At 69.1% G+C, this 16,775-nt stretch carries 20 protein-coding genes; 10 read left to right on the top strand and 10 right to left on the bottom strand.

Annotated elements, in window-relative coordinates; genetic code table 11:
- Window positions 1-17: 17 nt before the first annotated feature.
- Entirely contained in the window at window positions 18-971 is a 954-nt protein-coding gene (locus ACZYYX_RS07520) for an o-succinylbenzoate synthase (RefSeq protein WP_463814841.1), read from the bottom strand.
- A gap of 75 nt (window positions 972-1,046) precedes the next feature.
- Here ACZYYX_RS07520 and ACZYYX_RS07515 point away from each other — a divergent pair, with 75 nt between their 5' ends.
- Window positions 1,047-1,673, top strand: a complete 627-nt coding sequence (locus ACZYYX_RS07515) for an SOUL family heme-binding protein (RefSeq protein ID WP_463813795.1) — start codon at window positions 1,047-1,049, stop codon at window positions 1,671-1,673.
- 9 nt (window positions 1,674-1,682) lie between these two features.
- On the opposite strand, the gene ACZYYX_RS07510 is transcribed toward ACZYYX_RS07515, so the two are convergent.
- A complete protein-coding gene (locus ACZYYX_RS07510) occupies window positions 1,683-3,245 on the bottom strand; it encodes a long-chain-fatty-acid--CoA ligase (RefSeq protein WP_463813794.1) in 1,563 nt (520 codons plus the stop codon).
- A gap of 138 nt (window positions 3,246-3,383) precedes the next feature.
- On the opposite strand from ACZYYX_RS07510, the gene fadD8 reads away from it, so the two are divergent.
- Window positions 3,384-4,979: a fatty-acid--CoA ligase FadD8 gene (gene fadD8, locus ACZYYX_RS07505; protein WP_463813793.1), complete on the top strand. Its 1,596-nt coding sequence runs from the start codon at window positions 3,384-3,386 to the stop codon at window positions 4,977-4,979.
- Window positions 4,980-5,000: 21 nt separating this feature from the next.
- On the opposite strand, the gene ACZYYX_RS07500 is transcribed toward fadD8, so the two are convergent.
- Genes ACZYYX_RS07500 through ACZYYX_RS07485 form a run of 4 tightly spaced genes read right to left on the bottom strand, consistent with a single transcriptional unit; the run spans window position 5,001 to window position 8,024 of the window.
- Window positions 5,001-5,624 carry an SAM-dependent methyltransferase gene (locus ACZYYX_RS07500; protein ID WP_463813792.1) on the bottom strand — a complete coding sequence of 208 codons (624 nt, stop codon included), beginning with the start codon at window positions 5,622-5,624 and terminating at the stop codon, window positions 5,001-5,003.
- Complete coding sequence (locus ACZYYX_RS07495; protein WP_463813791.1) at window positions 5,621-6,388, bottom strand: PIG-L deacetylase family protein; 768 nt, start codon at window positions 6,386-6,388, stop codon at window positions 5,621-5,623. Before ACZYYX_RS07495 ends, ACZYYX_RS07500 begins: the two co-directional genes overlap by 4 nt.
- Window positions 6,385-7,326 (bottom strand): acyl-CoA dehydrogenase family protein, encoded by a 942-nt coding sequence (locus tag ACZYYX_RS07490; protein ID WP_463813790.1) that lies wholly within the window; start codon window positions 7,324-7,326, stop codon window positions 6,385-6,387. Before ACZYYX_RS07490 ends, ACZYYX_RS07495 begins: the two co-directional genes overlap by 4 nt.
- The gene (locus tag ACZYYX_RS07485; RefSeq protein ID WP_463813789.1) at window positions 7,323-8,024 is read right to left on the bottom strand and encodes a glycosyltransferase family 2 protein; all 702 of its coding nucleotides are present in this window, start codon (window positions 8,022-8,024) and stop codon (window positions 7,323-7,325) included. Before ACZYYX_RS07485 ends, ACZYYX_RS07490 begins: the two co-directional genes overlap by 4 nt.
- A 44-nt stretch (window positions 8,025-8,068) precedes the next feature.
- Here ACZYYX_RS07485 and ACZYYX_RS07480 point away from each other — a divergent pair, with 44 nt between their 5' ends.
- From ACZYYX_RS07480 to ACZYYX_RS07455, 6 genes are all read left to right on the top strand, one after another.
- A complete protein-coding gene (locus ACZYYX_RS07480) occupies window positions 8,069-8,785 on the top strand; it encodes an HAD family hydrolase (protein WP_463813788.1) in 717 nt (238 codons plus the stop codon).
- 11 nt (window positions 8,786-8,796) lie between these two features.
- Window positions 8,797-9,237 carry a nitroreductase family deazaflavin-dependent oxidoreductase gene (locus ACZYYX_RS07475; protein ID WP_463813787.1) on the top strand — a complete coding sequence of 147 codons (441 nt, stop codon included), beginning with the start codon at window positions 8,797-8,799 and terminating at the stop codon, window positions 9,235-9,237.
- A gap of 3 nt (window positions 9,238-9,240) precedes the next feature.
- A complete protein-coding gene (locus ACZYYX_RS07470; RefSeq protein ID WP_463813786.1) occupies window positions 9,241-10,140 on the top strand; it encodes a 1,4-dihydroxy-2-naphthoyl-CoA synthase in 900 nt (299 codons plus the stop codon).
- A gap of 70 nt (window positions 10,141-10,210) precedes the next feature.
- The gene (locus ACZYYX_RS07465) at window positions 10,211-11,095 is read left to right on the top strand and encodes an SDR family oxidoreductase (RefSeq protein WP_463813785.1); all 885 of its coding nucleotides are present in this window, start codon (window positions 10,211-10,213) and stop codon (window positions 11,093-11,095) included.
- Window positions 11,092-12,639 (top strand): long-chain-fatty-acid--CoA ligase, encoded by a 1,548-nt coding sequence (locus tag ACZYYX_RS07460; RefSeq protein WP_463813784.1) that lies wholly within the window; start codon window positions 11,092-11,094, stop codon window positions 12,637-12,639. The genes ACZYYX_RS07465 and ACZYYX_RS07460 overlap by 4 nt, the downstream gene beginning before the upstream one ends.
- Window positions 12,640-12,656: 17 nt before the next feature.
- A complete protein-coding gene (locus ACZYYX_RS07455; protein WP_463813783.1) occupies window positions 12,657-13,043 on the top strand; it encodes a VOC family protein in 387 nt (128 codons plus the stop codon).
- On the opposite strand, the gene ACZYYX_RS07450 is transcribed toward ACZYYX_RS07455, so the two are convergent.
- The 3 genes from ACZYYX_RS07450 to ACZYYX_RS07440 are packed head-to-tail and all read right to left on the bottom strand — an operon-like array spanning window position 13,040 to window position 14,900.
- Window positions 13,040-13,339 (bottom strand): DUF3349 domain-containing protein, encoded by a 300-nt coding sequence (locus tag ACZYYX_RS07450; RefSeq protein WP_463813782.1) that lies wholly within the window; start codon window positions 13,337-13,339, stop codon window positions 13,040-13,042. The genes ACZYYX_RS07455 and ACZYYX_RS07450 overlap by 4 nt on opposite strands.
- A 10-nt stretch (window positions 13,340-13,349) precedes the next feature.
- Window positions 13,350-13,634: a hypothetical protein gene (locus tag ACZYYX_RS07445; protein ID WP_463813781.1), complete on the bottom strand. Its 285-nt coding sequence runs from the start codon at window positions 13,632-13,634 to the stop codon at window positions 13,350-13,352.
- Between the two features lie 15 nt (window positions 13,635-13,649).
- Window positions 13,650-14,900 carry an anion permease gene (locus ACZYYX_RS07440; RefSeq protein WP_463813780.1) on the bottom strand — a complete coding sequence of 417 codons (1,251 nt, stop codon included), beginning with the start codon at window positions 14,898-14,900 and terminating at the stop codon, window positions 13,650-13,652.
- Window positions 14,901-15,128: 228 nt separating this feature from the next.
- Between ACZYYX_RS07440 and ACZYYX_RS07435 the strand changes: the two genes are divergently transcribed.
- Window positions 15,129-15,461: a DUF3349 domain-containing protein gene (locus ACZYYX_RS07435; protein ID WP_463813779.1), complete on the top strand. Its 333-nt coding sequence runs from the start codon at window positions 15,129-15,131 to the stop codon at window positions 15,459-15,461.
- 20 nt (window positions 15,462-15,481) lie between these two features.
- Entirely contained in the window at window positions 15,482-16,606 is a 1,125-nt protein-coding gene (gene menE / locus ACZYYX_RS07430) for an o-succinylbenzoate--CoA ligase (RefSeq protein WP_463813778.1), read from the top strand.
- Here menE and ACZYYX_RS07425 read toward each other — a convergent pair.
- The gene (locus tag ACZYYX_RS07425) at window positions 16,603-16,773 is read right to left on the bottom strand and encodes a CsbD family protein (RefSeq protein WP_463813777.1); all 171 of its coding nucleotides are present in this window, start codon (window positions 16,771-16,773) and stop codon (window positions 16,603-16,605) included. The two genes, menE and ACZYYX_RS07425, sit on opposite strands and share 4 nt — an antisense overlap.
- Between the last annotated feature and the right edge of the window lie 2 nt (window positions 16,774-16,775).

The raw sequence follows: 16,775 nt of genomic DNA, 5'->3' as shown, positions 1-16,775 counted from the left end.
GCCATGCATCCCACAGATCAGGACACGAAAGGCCAGCACTCGCGGATGCGGTCGATCCACCACTGCCGTCGTTGCGCGTCGGCTGCCAGTGCCGCGAGTCGGGCCGGTTCCGGGATGACTGCCCCGGCGCTCAGGAACCCGTCGACGGGCGGGGTGGGCTCGGCGACGTCCTCGACGAACAGGCTCCCGGTGCCCAAGCCGCAGGCGTGGTGCAGTTCGGGCAGGCAGCCGGCGGCGACCAGGCCGACGCCGATACCGACCGCGGAATCGAGGGCGCTGGACACCACGATCGGGATGTCGATCTGCGCGGCGATCGCGAGCATGGCACGCACCCCGCCCAGCGGGGCGACCTTGAGCACCGCGACGTCCGCCGCCCCGGAGCGGACCACGTGCAGCGGGTCGTCGGCCTTGCGAATGCTCTCGTCGGCGGCGACCGGGACGTCGACGCGGCGACGCACATCGGCCAGCTCGGGCACCGTCGCGCACGGCTGTTCCAGATACTCCAGCGGCCCGTCGGCTGTCAGGGCTGCAGCGGCGGCGACGGCGTCCTCGACACTCCAGCCGCCATTGGCGTCGACGCGGACGGTGGGCACGACGGCGCGGACGGCGTTCACCCGCGCGACGTCGTCGGCCAGGGTCTGGCCGGGCTCGGCGACCTTCACCTTCGCGGTGCGGGCGCCGGGAAACCGGGCAAGCACCTCGGGGACCTGCGCGGCCGTGACGGCAGGCACGGTCGCGTTGATCGGGATGCGGTCCCGCCGCGTCGGCGGCAAGGGCTGGTAGGCGGCCTCGATCGCGGCGGCCAGCCAGTGCGCGGCTTCGGCGGGGCCGTATTCGAGAAATGCGCCGAACTCACCCCAGCCGGCGGGGCCGTCGATCAGCGCTACCTCCCGCGTCGTGATGCCACGGAACCGCACGCGCATCGGCAGGGAGACGACATGCACGCGGTCGAGGAGGTCGGCGAGGTCCATCGCCGCCACCTTAGGACCCATCTGCCCACGGGGCGGCGGCGAATAGTTCGATGAGTTACCGGGAAGGAAGGTGCCGTGAATCCGATACTGAAGTTCGCCAGCCAGCTCGGCGAGTCCGCGCTGTCCATCGTCGGCGTGCGGACCGTCGAGGAACCCCACTACATCAGGCGGCCGCTGACCGATCGGGTGGAGATCCGCCAGTACGGCTCACGGATCGCCGCCGAGACGACGGTCACCGGTGAGAAGCAAAAAGCACTCAACACCGGGTTCCGGCGACTGGCCGGCTACATCTTCGGCGGCAACCACCGCGACACCGAGATCGCGATGACCGCACCGGTGAGCCAGGCCGCCGGAAAAACGGACCCGGAGGAGATCGCGATGACCGCGCCCGTCTCCCAGACCGGCAACGCCGACGACGGGTGGACAGTCCGGTTCTTCATGCCGTCGAAGTGGTCTCTTGCGACCCTCCCGACACCCGACGACGAGAACGTCCGGCTGGTGACGGTGCCGCCCGCGACGGTCGCGGTGCTGGCGTTCACCGGCGACCGCAGCGCCGCCGCCATCGCCGCCCGCAGCGAAGAGCTGCGAATGACACTGCGGGACAACGGCATCGAACCCGTCGGCGAGACAACAGGGTGGTTCTACGATCCGCCGTGGACGCTGCCGTTCCGGCGGCGCAACGAGGTCGTCGTCTCGATCTAGACCAGCGATCTAGACCGTCGCGCGGTCCCTGTTGTCCCAATGCGGCTTGCGCAGTTCCTTTTTCAGGACCTTGCCGGTGGGGTTGCGGGGCAGCTCGTCGGTGATGTCGATGGTCTTGGGGCACTTGTAGGCGGCGAGGCGCTCGCGGGCGAACGCGATCAGGTCCTTCTCGGACACCTCTTGTTCGACCACGACGACCGCCTTGACGACCTCGCCCCACTTCTCGTCGGGCACACCGATCACCGCGACCTCGACCACGGCCTCGTGTTCGGCCAGCACGCGTTCCACCTCGATGGAGTAGATGTTCTCACCGCCGGAGATGATCATGTCCTTGAGCCGGTCCTCGACGAAGATGTAGCCCCCGTCGTCGACGCGGCCGATGTCACCGGTACGGAACCAGCCGTCGTCGGTGATCGCCTCCGCGGTGGCCTCGGGCTTGTTGTGATAGCCCTTCATCAATTGTGGTGAGCGGAACCACAACTCGCCCTGCTCACCGGCGGGCACCTCGTCGAGGGTGTCGGGATCGACGACGCGCACCTCGGCGTTGGGCACCAGAGTTCCTGCGCTGGAGAGCCGTTCTTCTCGGCCGGGATCGCGGTGCGCCTCGGGCAGCAGGTGGCTGATCACTCCGCACAGTTCGGTCAGACCGTAGGCCTGGATGAAATCCGTTTCGGGCCACGCCTCGAGCGCCCGCCGCAGCAACGGCAGCGGCATCGGCGACGCCCCGTACCCGTAGGTCTTCAGTGACGCGAACAGTTTCACCGCGTCCTCACCCGAGTCGAGCACCTTGGCCAGCACGGCGGGGACGAGGAAGGTGCGGTTGGCGCCCTTGAAGATGGCGCCGGCCAGGGACGCACCGTCGACCTCTCGGGTCATCACGCTGGGGAACCCGTCGTGAATCGCGAACTGCGCGTAGGACGATCCGCCGACGTGGAACAGCGGCATCGACACCATGTTCTTGTCACCCTCGTCGAACTCGAACCCCTCGTGGGCGTTGACGGTGTGGGCGATGATGTTGGCTTGGGTCAGCTCGACACCTTTGGGGCGTCCGGTGGTGCCCGAGGAGTACATGATGATCGCGACATCGTCGGGGTCGACGTCGTCGGACCGGTGCGCCGGCGTCGACGCCTCCAGGACCTTCTCGTACTCGTCGTCGCCCTCGGGCGTCACCGCGATGACGTGCTCGATGGTGGTGAGCTTGTCGCGGATCTTGTCGATCGAGCCCATGAACTCCTTACCGGCGATGAGCACCTTGGCATCGGAGTCGTTCAGCACGTAGTCGAGTTCGTCGGCGGCGAGGCGGAAGTTGATGATCGCGGTAGCCGCGCCCAGCGAAGCGGCGGCGATGGTCAGCTCGATGCAGGCGGGATGGTTCTTGTCGAGGAACGCGACGACGTCCCCCCGGCCGATACCGCGCTCGGTGAGCGCACCGGCCAGGCGGCGGATGCGGTCGTCCCACTGTGCCCAGGTCCAGTTCCGGTCGAGGAAGTCCATCGCCTCCGCGTCGGGTTGGGTCGCGGCCCAGTGGGCGACGCGTTCGTCGAGGAAGCGGGGTTCGGGCAGATCAGCCATGGTCAGCAGCGTGCCACGCCGCTGTGCGTCGGGGCTGTTGTTTCGATGGATCGACCCTGCGGCGAGAGGCGTGACGTGGCGCGAGTACCCGGTGACGGAGGCTTGGTTGAAATTGGAACACGTTCTAGTCTGTAGGCCATGACCGATCTGCTGCGGCACCCCGTGCACTCCGGACACCTGACAGTCGGCGCCCTGAAGCGGCACCGCGACCGGCCCGTGCTGTTCCTCGGCGACACCACGCTCACCGGGGGTGAGCTGGCCGATCGCATCAGCCAGTACATCCAGGCGTTCGAAGCGCTGGGCGCCGGAACCGGTGCCGCGGTCGGGCTGCTGTCCCTCAACCGGCCCGAAGTCCTGATGATCATCGGCGCCGGCCAGACCCAGGGCTACCGGCGTACGGCACTACACCCTCTCGGCTCGCTCGACGATCACGCGTACGTGCTGTCCGACGCCGAGGTGAGCTCGCTGATCATCGATCCGAACCCGATGTTCGTCGAACGGGCGCTGGGGCTGCTGGACAAAGTGCCCTCCCTCAAGCAGATCCTGACCGTCGGACCCGTTCCGTCCGAGCTGGCCGACGTCGCGGTGGACCTGACCGCCGAGGCCGCCAAGTACCCGGCGAAGCCACTGGTCGCGGCGGACCTGCCGCCTGACCACATCGGCGGGCTGACCTACACCGGCGGCACCACGGGCAAGCCCAAGGGCGTGATGGGAACGACGCAGTCGATCACCACGATGACGACCGTGCAGCTGGCCGAGTGGGAGTGGCCGGAGAACCCGCGCTTCCTGATGTGCACGCCGCTCTCGCACGCCGGCGCCGCGTTCTTCACCCCCGTCGTCGTCAAAGGCGGCGAGCTGATCGTGCTGACGAAGTTCGACCCGGCCGAGGTGCTGCGCGTCATCGAGGAGCAGAAGATCACCGCGACCATGCTGGTGCCGTCGATGATCTACGCGCTGATGGATCATCCGGACTCCCACACGCGTGACCTGTCGTCACTGGAGACGGTGTATTACGGTGCGTCGGCGATGAATCCGGTACGGCTGAAGGAGGCGATCCGTCGCTTCGGGCCGATCTTCGCGCAGTACTACGGGCAGTCCGAAGCGCCGATGGTGATCACCTACCTTTCGAAGAAGGACCACGACGAGAAGCGGCTGACCTCCTGTGGGCGGCCGACGCTGTTCGCCCGGGTGGCGCTGCTCGGCGACGACGGGAAGCCGGTGCCACAGGGTGAGGTGGGCGAGATCTGCGTGTCCGGGCCGCTGCTCTCGGGCGGGTACTGGAAGCTGCCGGACGCCACCGCCGACACGTTCAAGGACGGGTGGATGCACACCGGAGACCTCGCCCGCGAGGACTCCGACGGCTTCTACTACATCGTCGACCGCACCAAGGACATGATCGTCACCGGCGGCTTCAACGTGTTCCCCCGCGAGGTGGAAGACGTTGTGGCAGAACATCCTTCAGTGGCGCAGGTGTGCGTGATCGGCACGCCCGACGAAAAGTGGGGCGAGGCGGTGACGGCCGTGGTGGTGCTGCGGCCAGACGCCGCGTCCGACGAGGGTGCCGTGGAGACGATGATCAGCGAGATCCAGGCGGCTGTGAAGGAGCGCAAGGGTTCGGTGCACACGCCCAAGCAGGTGGTGGTGGTCGACTCCGTGCCGGTGACCGCGTTGGGCAAGCCGGACAAGAAGGCGGTGCGGGCGCAGTTCTGGGAGGGCGCGGCCAGGAACGTGTGAGCGTGCGTGCGCTCGCCGGTGCTAGGCGCCCGGGATGTTGGTGCGGGTGGCGACGGAATCGCCACCCGCCGTGTCGAACACGTCGATGACGACATCGTCGTCGCGGTAACCGCCGAGACGGTGCAGACCGGGAGTCTGCGTGATGATCTCGTTGGCGTGGTCGCCGGTCATCGGATACTCGGCCACGGCGTGGCGCCAGTGCGCGGCCACGACCGTTGCGGGGCGTGGCAGCCGCGGGATCTCACGCTCGAGCACCGCCCGCAGCGTCTCCGGCTGTAGGTAGTAGCACACCTCGGACAGCACGACGAGGTCGAAAGGCCCGTTCGGCCATGGCGAGTCGAGCGATGCACGCCGCAGGTCAGCACGGCCGATCACCCGCGCCGCGGCCAAGCGCCGATGCGTGGCGTCCAGCGCCGCGACGCTCACATCGATCGCGGTGATCCTGTCGCAGCGGCGCAGCAGCCGCTCGGTGAGCACACCGACCGAACATCCCGGTTCGAATGCGCGGCGGTAGCGCCGGTACGGCAGCAACGCCATCGTGATCGCGTACTTGCGCTCCTCGTACCACCGCGTACCCAGCGACCACGGATCGTCCGCCTCGGCGTACATGCGGTCGAAGAACGCGTCGGGCAGCCGGGCACTCAACAGAACGCTACTTCGCCGACCGTCAGCAGGCGATGCAGAACCTCCGGCGGGAGGACCGGGGCCCCGCCGGGAGTCGGTGCGGTGTACTGGCTTTCGAAGCACCGCGCGGCTCGTCGCTTGATCTCCAGCGCCTCGGCGGTGAGCCGGGCCATCCGCGCGCGCTGCCACGGTACGGCGTCGTCTCCCGGAAACGACCAGTGCCACATCCACACCGGGTACTCCACCAGCACCCCACCGGTCTCCTCGACCGCGGCCGCAGCAGCCCTACCGACCGCCTCGTGATCGGGGTGGCCGTCCCCGCGCCACGGAGCGGCACACCAGGTGCCCGCCGGCTTCCCGTCGAGAATCTCGACTAGCAGGTCGGTGAGCCGCCGCTCGTGATCCCCCACCCGCCCGTCGGGCAGTCCGAGACTCACCGGCGCGTACATCCCCAATGCGGTTGCCGCCCGGCGCAATTCGTCACGTCGCGTCTGCTCGAGCCGGTACCGCTGCAGGACGGACAGATCCGGGTAGGCCGCTCCGCCGTCGGTGGCCGACACGATCTGCGTGCGCACGCCGGCCCGCGCCAGCAGTGACGCCGTCGCACCGAACCCGAGGGTCTCGTCATCGGGATGCGCCCCGACCACCACGAGCTCCGGACACCGGGCGAGGTCCAGTTCGGGCAGATGCAGACCGGCGTCGACCCAGACGTGCGTCGGGGTGCCGCCGTCGGGGACGGGCTGCGCGGAGAACCGCGCCCCGTTGCCGACCTGCGCGGCCGTCACGCCGACGTCCCCGCGAGCACACCCAGCCGTTCCAGGTCCCGTTCGGCATGACTCTGCCGGACGTAGACGGACAGGTCGGCCACGCGCCGCGCGTGCTCGACGTCCAGGCACAGCGGCGCCGGCCCGAGCGCTCGCGCGGTACGGCCGATGGACTCCTCGACCGCGGTTTCCGCGATGGCTCGGAAACGGCGGGCCAACAGTTCCCCGCGACCGGCGTCGTCGGCAGGGTCGGCGTCGACCGCTGCGGCGGTGGCGACCAGCGCAGCGTCCGCGGCGGCGAGCGCGGCGTCGACCGCGCCCAAGTGCGCCAACGCGTGCGGGTCCGCAGTGCCCGCGGCCGCCCGTCGATACAGCGGTTGGGCGACGGCGCGCGCACCACCCAGCCAGCATGCCGCCACCCCGGCGCCGCCGTGCCAGAAGCCCGGCCGGCTCAGGTACTCCCCTGGCCGGCCGACCGCGACCGCGGGGGTGTCCTCGAACTGCACGGATCGAGTGTCGGACTCGGCCATGCCCGTCGCCCGCCAGGTGCTGGGCAGTGGGTGCACGCCGGGCGCACCGAGGTCGACGGCGAACAGCCCGCGACGGTCGCCGGGCAGCTGCGCGGTCACCAGCGCGTGCGAACAGAGCCCGGCGCCGGAGCACCACGCCTTCACACCGTCGAGCCGGACCCGGTCACCATCGACGGTCGCCGACACCACCGCATCGGGCGGTTCGGCCGCCCACACACCCCACCACTGCCCGGGCTCGGGACGGGGCCCGCCGAGTTCGGCGAGGATCGCCACGGCATCGAGGTGTGCCTCGGCCAGCCGTCCGGCCGTCACGTCCTCGTCCGCCATTGCGGCCAGCCGTCGCCAGCGCACCGCCGTCTCACCTCGACCCGGCAGTGGCAGTTCGAGATCGCCCGCAGCCAGCCAGCGCTTGACCAGCCCGACACTCACGAGGCCGCTTTTCGGGACAGCCCCCGCAGATGCGCGGCGAAGCCGCCCGGCGCGCGTCCGTCGACGCGATCCGACGTGGCCACCGAGAGCCCGCTGTCCCGGTGTATGAGCAGCCGCGCCGCCAGGAACCTCTCCACCAGGTCGGCATCCTCTGCCGTCGCGAGGGCGCGGAACCCGCCGACCTGCCAGTAGGCCGACGCCCGGAACCCCATGTTGGCGCCGTGCACGTGCGAGTGCCCCGGTCCATCCGACTGATAGGCGCGCAGATAACGACGCACCACGGCGGCAGGCAGGTTGCGCCACAACGGAACCCGCACCACACCGAGCACCATGTCGGCGCCAGGGGCGGTCATCCGGACCAACCAGTCGGAGCTGACCACGCTGTCAGCGTCCGTCGTCGCGTACCAGGTCGTCGGCCCGTCGTCGCGCAGGGTCCGGGCGTATTCGAAGCCGGCGGCACGTGCGGCACCGACGTTGCCGGCGTCGACCGAGACGACGTGGACGTCGGGACCGAAGCGCCCGGCCAGCTGCTCACTGCCGTCATCGCAGGCGTCGAGTACGACCACGATGAGCACCGGGACGGACACGCACAGCGCCGCCGTGGTCAACGCCCGCAGGCACTCAGGCAGCCGGTCGATCTCGTTGTGGGCGGGCACCACCACGACGATCTGCTGCAGAGACGTCTCAGGCGTGCGCATAGAAGGATAGTTAGCCGCAATCCGACCGTTTCACACCTGGCACGATGGTCCCCGTGGCCGATTCCGTGACCGACGTGGATGCAGTGCTGTTCGACTTCTCCGGCACCCTGTACCGGCTCGAGGAAGACGACAGCTGGTTCGAGGGCATGACCCTCGACACCCCCGACAACAAAGAAGTCGACGCGCACGTGCAGGCCGAGCTGGTGCACCGGCTCACCGTGCCGACCGGGCAGACGGTGTCGATGACGCCCGAGGCGCTCAATGCGTGGGTCAACCGAGACCTCGCCCCCCACCTTCATCGCGAGGCCTACCTGCATGTGCTCCGCGAATCCGGGCTGGCCCGCCACCACGCGGAAGCGTTGTACGCCAAGGTGATCGACCCGATCTGGTGGACGCCCTACCCGGACACCGCGACCGTGCTGGCCGGGCTGAAAGAACGCGGCATCAAGACCGCCGTGGTGTCCAACATCGCCTTCGACATCCGGCCCGCATTCGAGAGGATCGGCGTGGCCGACGACGTCGACGTCTTCATCCTCTCGTTCGAAGTGGGCGCGACCAAGCCGGATCCGGCGATCTTCACCGCGGCGTTGGAGCAGCTCGGCGTGCCCGCCGAGCGTGCGCTGATGGTCGGCGACAGCGACGAAGCCGACGGCGGCGCACGTGCCCTGGGTTGCCGGTTCGCGCTCGTCGACCCGCTCCCCACGCGGGACCGACGCGACGGCCTCATCGCGGCCCTGGGGGCGCACGGCATCCCGCTGTAGCGTTGAGAGTCATGGCGAATCCCCGGCCGCCGTGGTGGCTCAAACCGATGAACAAAGTGCTGATGGCGGCGACACGCATCGGGATCATCAAGGACGGGCCGATGGTGCTGACGGTCACCGGCCGCAAGTCCGGCCAGCCCCGGTCGACGCCGATCACGCCGTTCGAGGTGGACGGCCGACGCTACGTCGTCGGAGGCTTCCCCGGCGCCGACTGGGTGCGCAACGCGCAGGCCAACCCCGAGGCGGTGCTCGAGAAGGGCAAGGTCCGCGAACCCGTACGGATGGTGGAACTGTCCGCCGAGGAAGCGCGTCCGCTGCTGCGGCAGTTCCCGGTGCTGGTGCCCACCGGGGTGAGCTTCATGAAGAACGCCGGACTGGTCACCGGGCCGAACCCTGACGAGTTCGAAGCGCTGGCCGGGCGCTGCTCGGTGTTCCGGTTCGATAGCGTCTGACGGGTGAGCAACCCGTTCGACCCCAGTCTGTGGCAGCCGGTCGCCGGCTTCGAGGACCTGACCGACATCACCTATCACCGGCACGTCAGCCAACCGACCGTCCGCGTCGCGTTCGACCGGCCCGAGGTGCGCAACGCGTTCCGGCCGCACACCGTCGACGAGTTGTACCGGGCCCTCGACCACGCCCGGATGAGCTCCGACGTCGGCGTCGTGCTGCTGACCGGCAACGGCCCGTCCCCCAAGGACGGCGGCTGGGCGTTCTGTTCGGGCGGTGACCAGCGCATCCGCGGCCGCTCCGGCTATCAGTACGCCTCGGGCGAGACCGCCGAGACCGTCGACCCCGCGCGCGCCGGCCGGCTGCACATCCTCGAGGTGCAGCGCCTGATCAGGTTCATGCCGAAGCCGGTGATCTGCCTGGTCAACGGCTGGGCCGCCGGCGGCGGCCATTCGCTGCACGTCGTGTGCGATCTGACGCTGGCGTCCCGCGAGCACGCCCGGTTCAAGCAGACCGACGCCGACGTGGGCAGTTTCGACGGCGGCTTCGGGTCGGCCTACCTGGCCCGTCAGACCGGGCAGAAGTTCTCTCGCGAGATCTTCTTCCTCGGCCGGCCCTACACGGCCGAGCAGATGCACGCGATGGGTGCCGTCAACGAGGTCGTGGACCACGCCGATCTGGAAACCGTTGCACTGCAATGGTCTTCGGAGATCAACGGGAAATCACCGCAGGCCATCCGGATGCTGAAGTACGCGTTCAACCTGCTCGACGACGGGCTGGTGGGCCAGCAACTCTTCGCCGGCGAGGCGACACGCCTGGCCTACATGACCGACGAGGCCGTCGAGGGGCGTGATGCGTTCCTGGAGAAGCGCGACCCCGACTGGACCCCCTTCCCCCGCTACTTCTGACAGCGATTTCGGCGTGGTTGTCGTCGGTGAGCGACGACAACCACGCCGAAATCGCGAGAGAGGACGCCCCATGGCACGGAACCCGCTGCGGCGGCTGGCCGAGCAGGTCGTGTTGACGAGCATGCGGCCGCCGCTGATCCCCACCCTGCTGCAGTACCGGCCCGACAGGGAGATCGTCGACCTGGCCGGCAAGCGGATCCTGCTGACCGGCGCCTCGTCCGGCATCGGCGAGGCCGCAGCCGAGAAGCTGGCCCGCCGCGGCGCCACGGTGATCGCGGTGGCCCGCCGCCAGGAACTGCTCGACGAGCTGGTCACCCGCATCACCGACGCCGGAGGCAGTGCACAGGCCCACGCCTGCGACCTGTCCGACCTCGACGCGATCGACGCGCTGGTCGACACCGTCGCGACCGAGTTCGGCGGCGTCGACATCCTGATCAACAACGCGGGGCGCTCCATCCGCAGGCCACTGGAGGAGTCCCTGGAGCGCTGGCACGACGTCGAGCGCACGATGACGCTCAACTACTACGGCCCGCTGCGGCTGATCCGAGGGCTGGCGCCCGGCATGCTCGAACGCGGCGACGGGCACATCATCAACGTCTCGACCTGGGGCGTGAAGACCGAGTCTCCGCCACTGTTCGGCGCCTACAACGCCTCCAAGGCCGCACTGTCGTCGATCAGCAGGATCATCGAAACCGAGTGGGGCGACCGCGGCGTGCACGCCACGACGCTGTACTACCCGCTGGTGAAGACCCCGATGATCGCCCCGACCCGCGCCTACGACGGGCTGCCCGGGCTGTCGGCGAGCGAGGCGGCGGGCTGGATCGTCACCGCGGCCCGGCACCGCCCGGTCAGCATCGCCCCGCGGATCGCCGTCACCGCGCACGCGATCAACAGCATCGCCCCTTCCGCGGTCGACACGATCATGAAGCGTCAGCGCATGCAGCCGAGGAAGTGAGCTTCACGGGGCTGGCCGACGCCGTCCGCGGCCAGGGCCGGCAGCGCCCGGACGCCCCGGCGCTGATCGTCGGCGACCGCACCATCACCTACGGCGACCTCGACGCCCGCTCCAACAGGGTGGCCCAGGCCTTCGCGGCCGCAGGTGTTCGTCGAGGCGATCGAGTGGCCTTCATCGACCGCAACGGTGCCGAGTTCTTCGAGGTGATCGCCGGGCTCGCGAAGCTGGGTGCCGTGGGGGTGCCGATCAACTGGCGGCTCGCACCCGCGGAGATGGCGCACATCCTGATCGACTGCGACGCCGCCGCCATTGTGGTCGGCGCCGACTTCTTCGGCCACGTCGAGGCCCTCGAGGCCCTCGAGGCGCAACTCACCGCGCACGTCATCGCGATCGGCCCCCACCCCCGCTGGCCCGTCTTCGACGACTGGGTACAGGGCCATCCCGCCGCCGACCCCGGCGTCGTCACCGGGCCCGACGACCTGGTGCTGCTGATGTACACGTCGGGGACGACGGGTCGGCCGAAGGGCGCGATGCTGTCCAACGCCAACTACGTCTGCAAGACCCGCGGCGTGGCCGGCCCGTGGCAACTGGGCCCCGACGCGGTCAGCATGGCCGTGATGCCGCTGTTCCACATGGCCGGTTCGGGCTGGGCATTCGCGGGGCTGTGGCACGGCGCGCGCACGGTGGTGCTGCGCGACGTCGACCCGGTGGCGATCCTCCACGCGATCGAGACGCACGGCGTCACCAACATGCTCGTCGTCCCCGCCGTGGTGCGGATGCTGCTCGACACCCCCGGCATCGCGAGCGCCGACGTGTCGAGCCTGCGCATCGTCGTGTTCGGTGCATCCCCGATCAGCGATGACGTGCTACGACGCGGCGTGCAGCGCTTCGGCGACGTGTTCGCCCAGGTGTACGGCATGACCGAGACCACCGGATCCATCACCCAGCTGGCCGCATCCGAGCTGACACCGGAGACCATGCGCTCGTGCGGCACCGCGTATCCGTGGGTGCAGCTTCGCATCGTCGACGCCGACGGCCTCGACGTGCCGACCGGCGACGTCGGCGAGGTGTGGACGAGGTCCGCGCAGAACATGCTGGGCTACTGGCAGAATCCGGACGCCACCGCCTCGACGCTGGCCCCCGACGGGTGGCTGCGCACCGGCGATGCCGGCTATCTCGACGCAGACGGCCGCCTGTACCTGCACGACCGCATCAAGGACATGATCGTCTCCGGCGGGGAGAACGTGTTCCCCGCCGAGGTGGAGAACGTCCTGATGGCCCATCCCGAGGTGGCCGACGTCGCCGTGATCGGTGTGCCCGACGACCGCTGGGGCGAGGCAGTCAAGGCCGTCGTCGTGCCCGCCGTGGGAACGCACCCGAGCGAGCAGGCCCTCATCGACTTCGCCCGCGCGTACCTCGGCGGTTTCAAGCTGCCCAAGAGCGTCGACTTCGTCGATGCACTACCCCGCAACCCGAGCGGCAAGATCCTGAAACGGGCTGTGCGCGAACCCTATTGGCGGGGTGTCGGCCGCCACGTCGGCTGACGTGATAGACACGGGCCATGGAGATCCTCGCCAGCCGGATGCTGTTGCGGCCCGCGGACTACGAGCGCTCCGTCGCGTTCTACCGCGATGGCCTCGAGCTGGCGATCGCGCGCGAGTACCCCGGGGGCACCGTGTTCCACGCCGGCCAGTCGCTGATCGAAATCGCCGGCCACGGCGCACCCGCCGAGGGTGCCCCGCCGTTTCCGGGGGCGCTGTGGCTACAGGTCCGCGACCTCGCCGCGACTCAGGATGCGTTGCGCCACAGGGGAATTGATATATCCAGGGAAGCGCGACAGGAGCCGTGGGGGCTGATCGAGATGCACGTCCACGACCCCGACGGAGTGACGCTGATCGTCGTCGAAGTGCCCGACGACCACCCGCTGCGTCGCGACACCCGCGGCTAACGGGCGGGGGCCGCCAACGGCCAGCCGACCGACGCCAGACGCGACGCGACCTGGTGCATCTCCTCCGGGTTGGGTTCCTTGTCGGTCACCACATGGATGGCCGCACGGATCTCCTGCTCGGTGACCTCGTCGGAATCGGTGCTCTTGAGCACGGTCTGGGCCGCCTGCACGACCTCTTCTTCGGTGAGCGTGCGCGAGAGCAGCGCCAGCAGCGGGAAGTAGTCCTTCTGCGGGACACCTTGCGGGTAGCCGTCGTGCAGCCAGGTCAGGATGCTGTTGAACGTGTGGTCGGCCATCACGATCAGCTCACTTTCCGGGGAGGAAGGGAACGGGGTTGAACCCGAAGTGGTGGTTGATGGTGCCCTTGGTGATGTAGAGGATGCCGATCAGGATCACGGCGGCGACGAAGGCGAACAGCAGCAGGCCGAGGGCCTTCAGCGCGGGGTTGGGGGCGTCGACCGTTCCGTCTGCCTCGGCCCCGCCGGCTCCGCGGGAGTAGGCGACCAGCCCGACGGCGAACAGCGCGGGCAGGCCGGCACCGAGGACGAGACCCACGGCGAGCACCTTGAGGATGGCTTCCAGGTAGGACATGTGCGTTCCTTAGCTCTAGACCGACGCCGCGGGCTTCTCGGCGGATGCTGTGAGGTCACGTGCGTCAGCGGGGACCACCGAGTTGGTGGACTCATCCCAGTCGGCGTTGACGTTGTGGTGGTTGACCTTCTGCTGCTGTGCCCGCCAGTACATGTAGCCGGAGAGGGCCACCAGGATGACGAAGATCAGGCCGTCACCGGCGAGTGCGTTCCCGGTGACGTTTTCGACGATGTGCGACAGCCAGAAGGACAGCGCGCCGACGATGCCGGCGGCCGGCAGCGTGATCAGCCATGCGGTGGCCATCCGGCCGGCGACCGCCCAGCGCACCTGCGCGCCCGGCTTGCCGACGCCGCTGCCCAGAATCGATCCCGTCGCGACGTGAGTCGTGGACAGGGCCATGCCCGCCGCACTCGAGGACAGGATGATCGCGGCCGACGACGCCTCGGCGGCCAGCCCCTGCGGCGACTCGATCTCGACGAGGCCCTTGCCGAGCGTGCGGATGACCCGCCAGCCGCCGATGTAGGTACCCAGGCCGATGGCCAGCGCGCACGACGCGATGATCCAGAACGGCAGGCCGTCCTCCTTCACGTTGCCGGTGAGGTGGCCGGTGGTGATCAGCGCGAGCGCGATGACGCCCATCGTCTTCTGCGCGTCGTTGGTGCCGTGCGCCAGAGCGACGAGCGAGGCGGTGGCGATCTGGCCCCAGCGGAACCCTTCCTCGCGACGCTTCTTCGCGACGTTGCGGGTGAGGCGGTAGACGATCCAGGTGCCGCATGCGGCGACGAGGCCGGCGATGAACGGGGCGGCGAGAGCGGGGATGACGACCTTGCTGATCACGCCGCTCCAGTTGACCCCGGAGGTGCCGAGCGCGGCGAGGCCGGCGCCGATGAGGCCGCCGAACAACGCGTGCGACGAGCTCGACGGTATGCCGAACAGCCACGTGAGCAGGTTCCACAGGATGCCGCCGATGAGGCCGGCGAAGATGATGGTCAGTCCGGTGGAGGCATCGATGCCCGACACCAACGATCCGGTCTTGCTGTCCTGGATCTTGAGCACGGACGTCGTGACCGTGATCGCGACTTCGACGGACAGGAACGCACCGACGAGGTTCAGCACCCCGGCCAGGATGACCGCGGTCTTGGGCTTGAGAGCACCGGTGGCGATGGACGTCGCCATCGCGTTTCCGGTGTCGTGGAACCCGTTCGTGAAGTCGAATGCCAGCGCCGTGGCAATCAACAGCACGAGGATGATCAGCTCTCCGCTCATGACCATGATTCTGCTGGCCCATAAGCGTTTTTGACTAATCGACATGGGCCCGAATCCGGGGGGCCACATGGCACTTTTTCCACAGCAGGCCAGGTGTTCATCTGATGTTCATCTCTGAGCCGGCAGCCGTTGTGCCGCAGCGTCGCCGAACGCCGTCGCACGGGGCCCGGGGCTACTATCGAGCTGCCGAGGGCACTTCGCCCCGACGTCTGCACGGGAGATGAGACGTTGACCAAATTCCTGGCCAAGATCGTGGCGTGGATCGCGGCCGGCTATCCCGAAGGCGTACCAGGTGCTGATCGGGTGCCGCTGCTGGCGCTGCTGCGGCGGCGCCTCACCGACGACGAAGTCAAAGCCGTGGTGGCCGCCCTGACTGCGGACGCTGATTTCGGCGCATCTGCCTCTGCGCCGTCCGGCATCGACACTGTCGACATCGGGGTGTTGATCACCCAGATCACCGACGACCTCCCCTCGCCCGAGGATGTCGAGCGGGTGCGTGAGCGGCTCGCCGCGCAGGGCTGGCCGCTCGACGATCCCCGCGACAGCGAGGACACCCCATAGCCACGCTGCGCACGCTCACCGTGGCGTCCGGCGCCGCCGCGCTGGCCGCCCTGCCTGACGTCGAAACGGCGCTGGGCGGCCGCGCGAGCCTGCTGCCCGTCCCCGCCGACGACCCGGAACAGTCCGCGATGATCGCCGGCGCGCTGCGCGCCGGGGAGGAGATCGACGACGCGGTGGCGGCGGTGCTGTCGACATCCGGCACGACCGGCACCCCGAAGGGCGCCCAGCTGAGTGTGTCGGCCCTGCTGGCCAGCGCGCACGCCACCCACGAGAGGCTCGGTGGGCCCGGACGGTGGCTGCTGGCCCTGCCCGCTTATCACGTGGCCGGATTCCAGGTCCTCGTGCGCAGCGCGGTGGCCGGGACGACGCCGGTCTCGGTTCCCGCCGGTGCGCCGCCTGCCGACCTGGCGCAGGCGATCTCGGCGATGGGCCCGGGTCGCCGCTATGCCTCGCTGGTGGCCGCCCAGTTGACCAAGGCGCTGGACGACCCGGCGGCCGCCGATGCGCTGGCATCGCTGGACGCGGTGCTGATCGGCGGCGGTCCGATGCCCGCCTCGGTCGCCGAAAAGGCCTCAGCGGCAGGTGTTCCGGCGATCCGCACCTACGGGATGAGCGAGACTGCGGGCGGTTGCGTGTACGACGGTGTGCCCCTGAGCGGGGTGCAGGTGGCCCTCGACGAATCCGGCCGCATCTCCCTGGGCGGCCCGACGGTGGCGCTCGGCTACCGCAATCCGATCTCACCCGACCCTTTCGCCGACCCGGGATGGTTCCGCACGGATGACATTGGTGCACTCGATGATTCGGGGGTGTTGAGAGTGTTGGGCCGCGTGGACGACGCGATCAGCACCGGCGGCCTGACAGTGTTGCCGGGGATCGTGGAAGCAGCCGTGGCGAGCCACCCCGCGGTGGCCGAATGCGCGGTGTTCGGGATGACCGACGAAAGACTGGGTCAGCGTGTCGTCGCCGCCGTCGTCGTGAAGGACGGGGCGACGATCACGCTGCCCGAGTTGCGTTCGCATGTCGCAGCGGAACTACCGGCGACGGCGGCACCCCGCGAGGTGCACGTCGTCGCCGAGCTGCCGCGGCGCGGTATCGGCAAGATCGACAGACGCGAACTCATCCGTCGATTCACCTTCGGCGATTAGCTCAACTTGTCCTTGATGTTCTCGCCGACCTTCTTGGCGCCCGAGACTCCCTGATCCTTCTTGCCTTCGGCCTTCAGGTCGTCGTTGCCGGTGACGTCGCCGATCACTTCCTTGCCCTTGCCGATGGCGTCTTCAGCGGCGTTCTTGGCCTTGTCGATGAAACCCATGT

Source organism: Mycobacterium sp. IDUB_1 (genome assembly GCF_055419625.1).
This window is presented reverse-complemented; position numbering and strand designations above follow the sequence as displayed.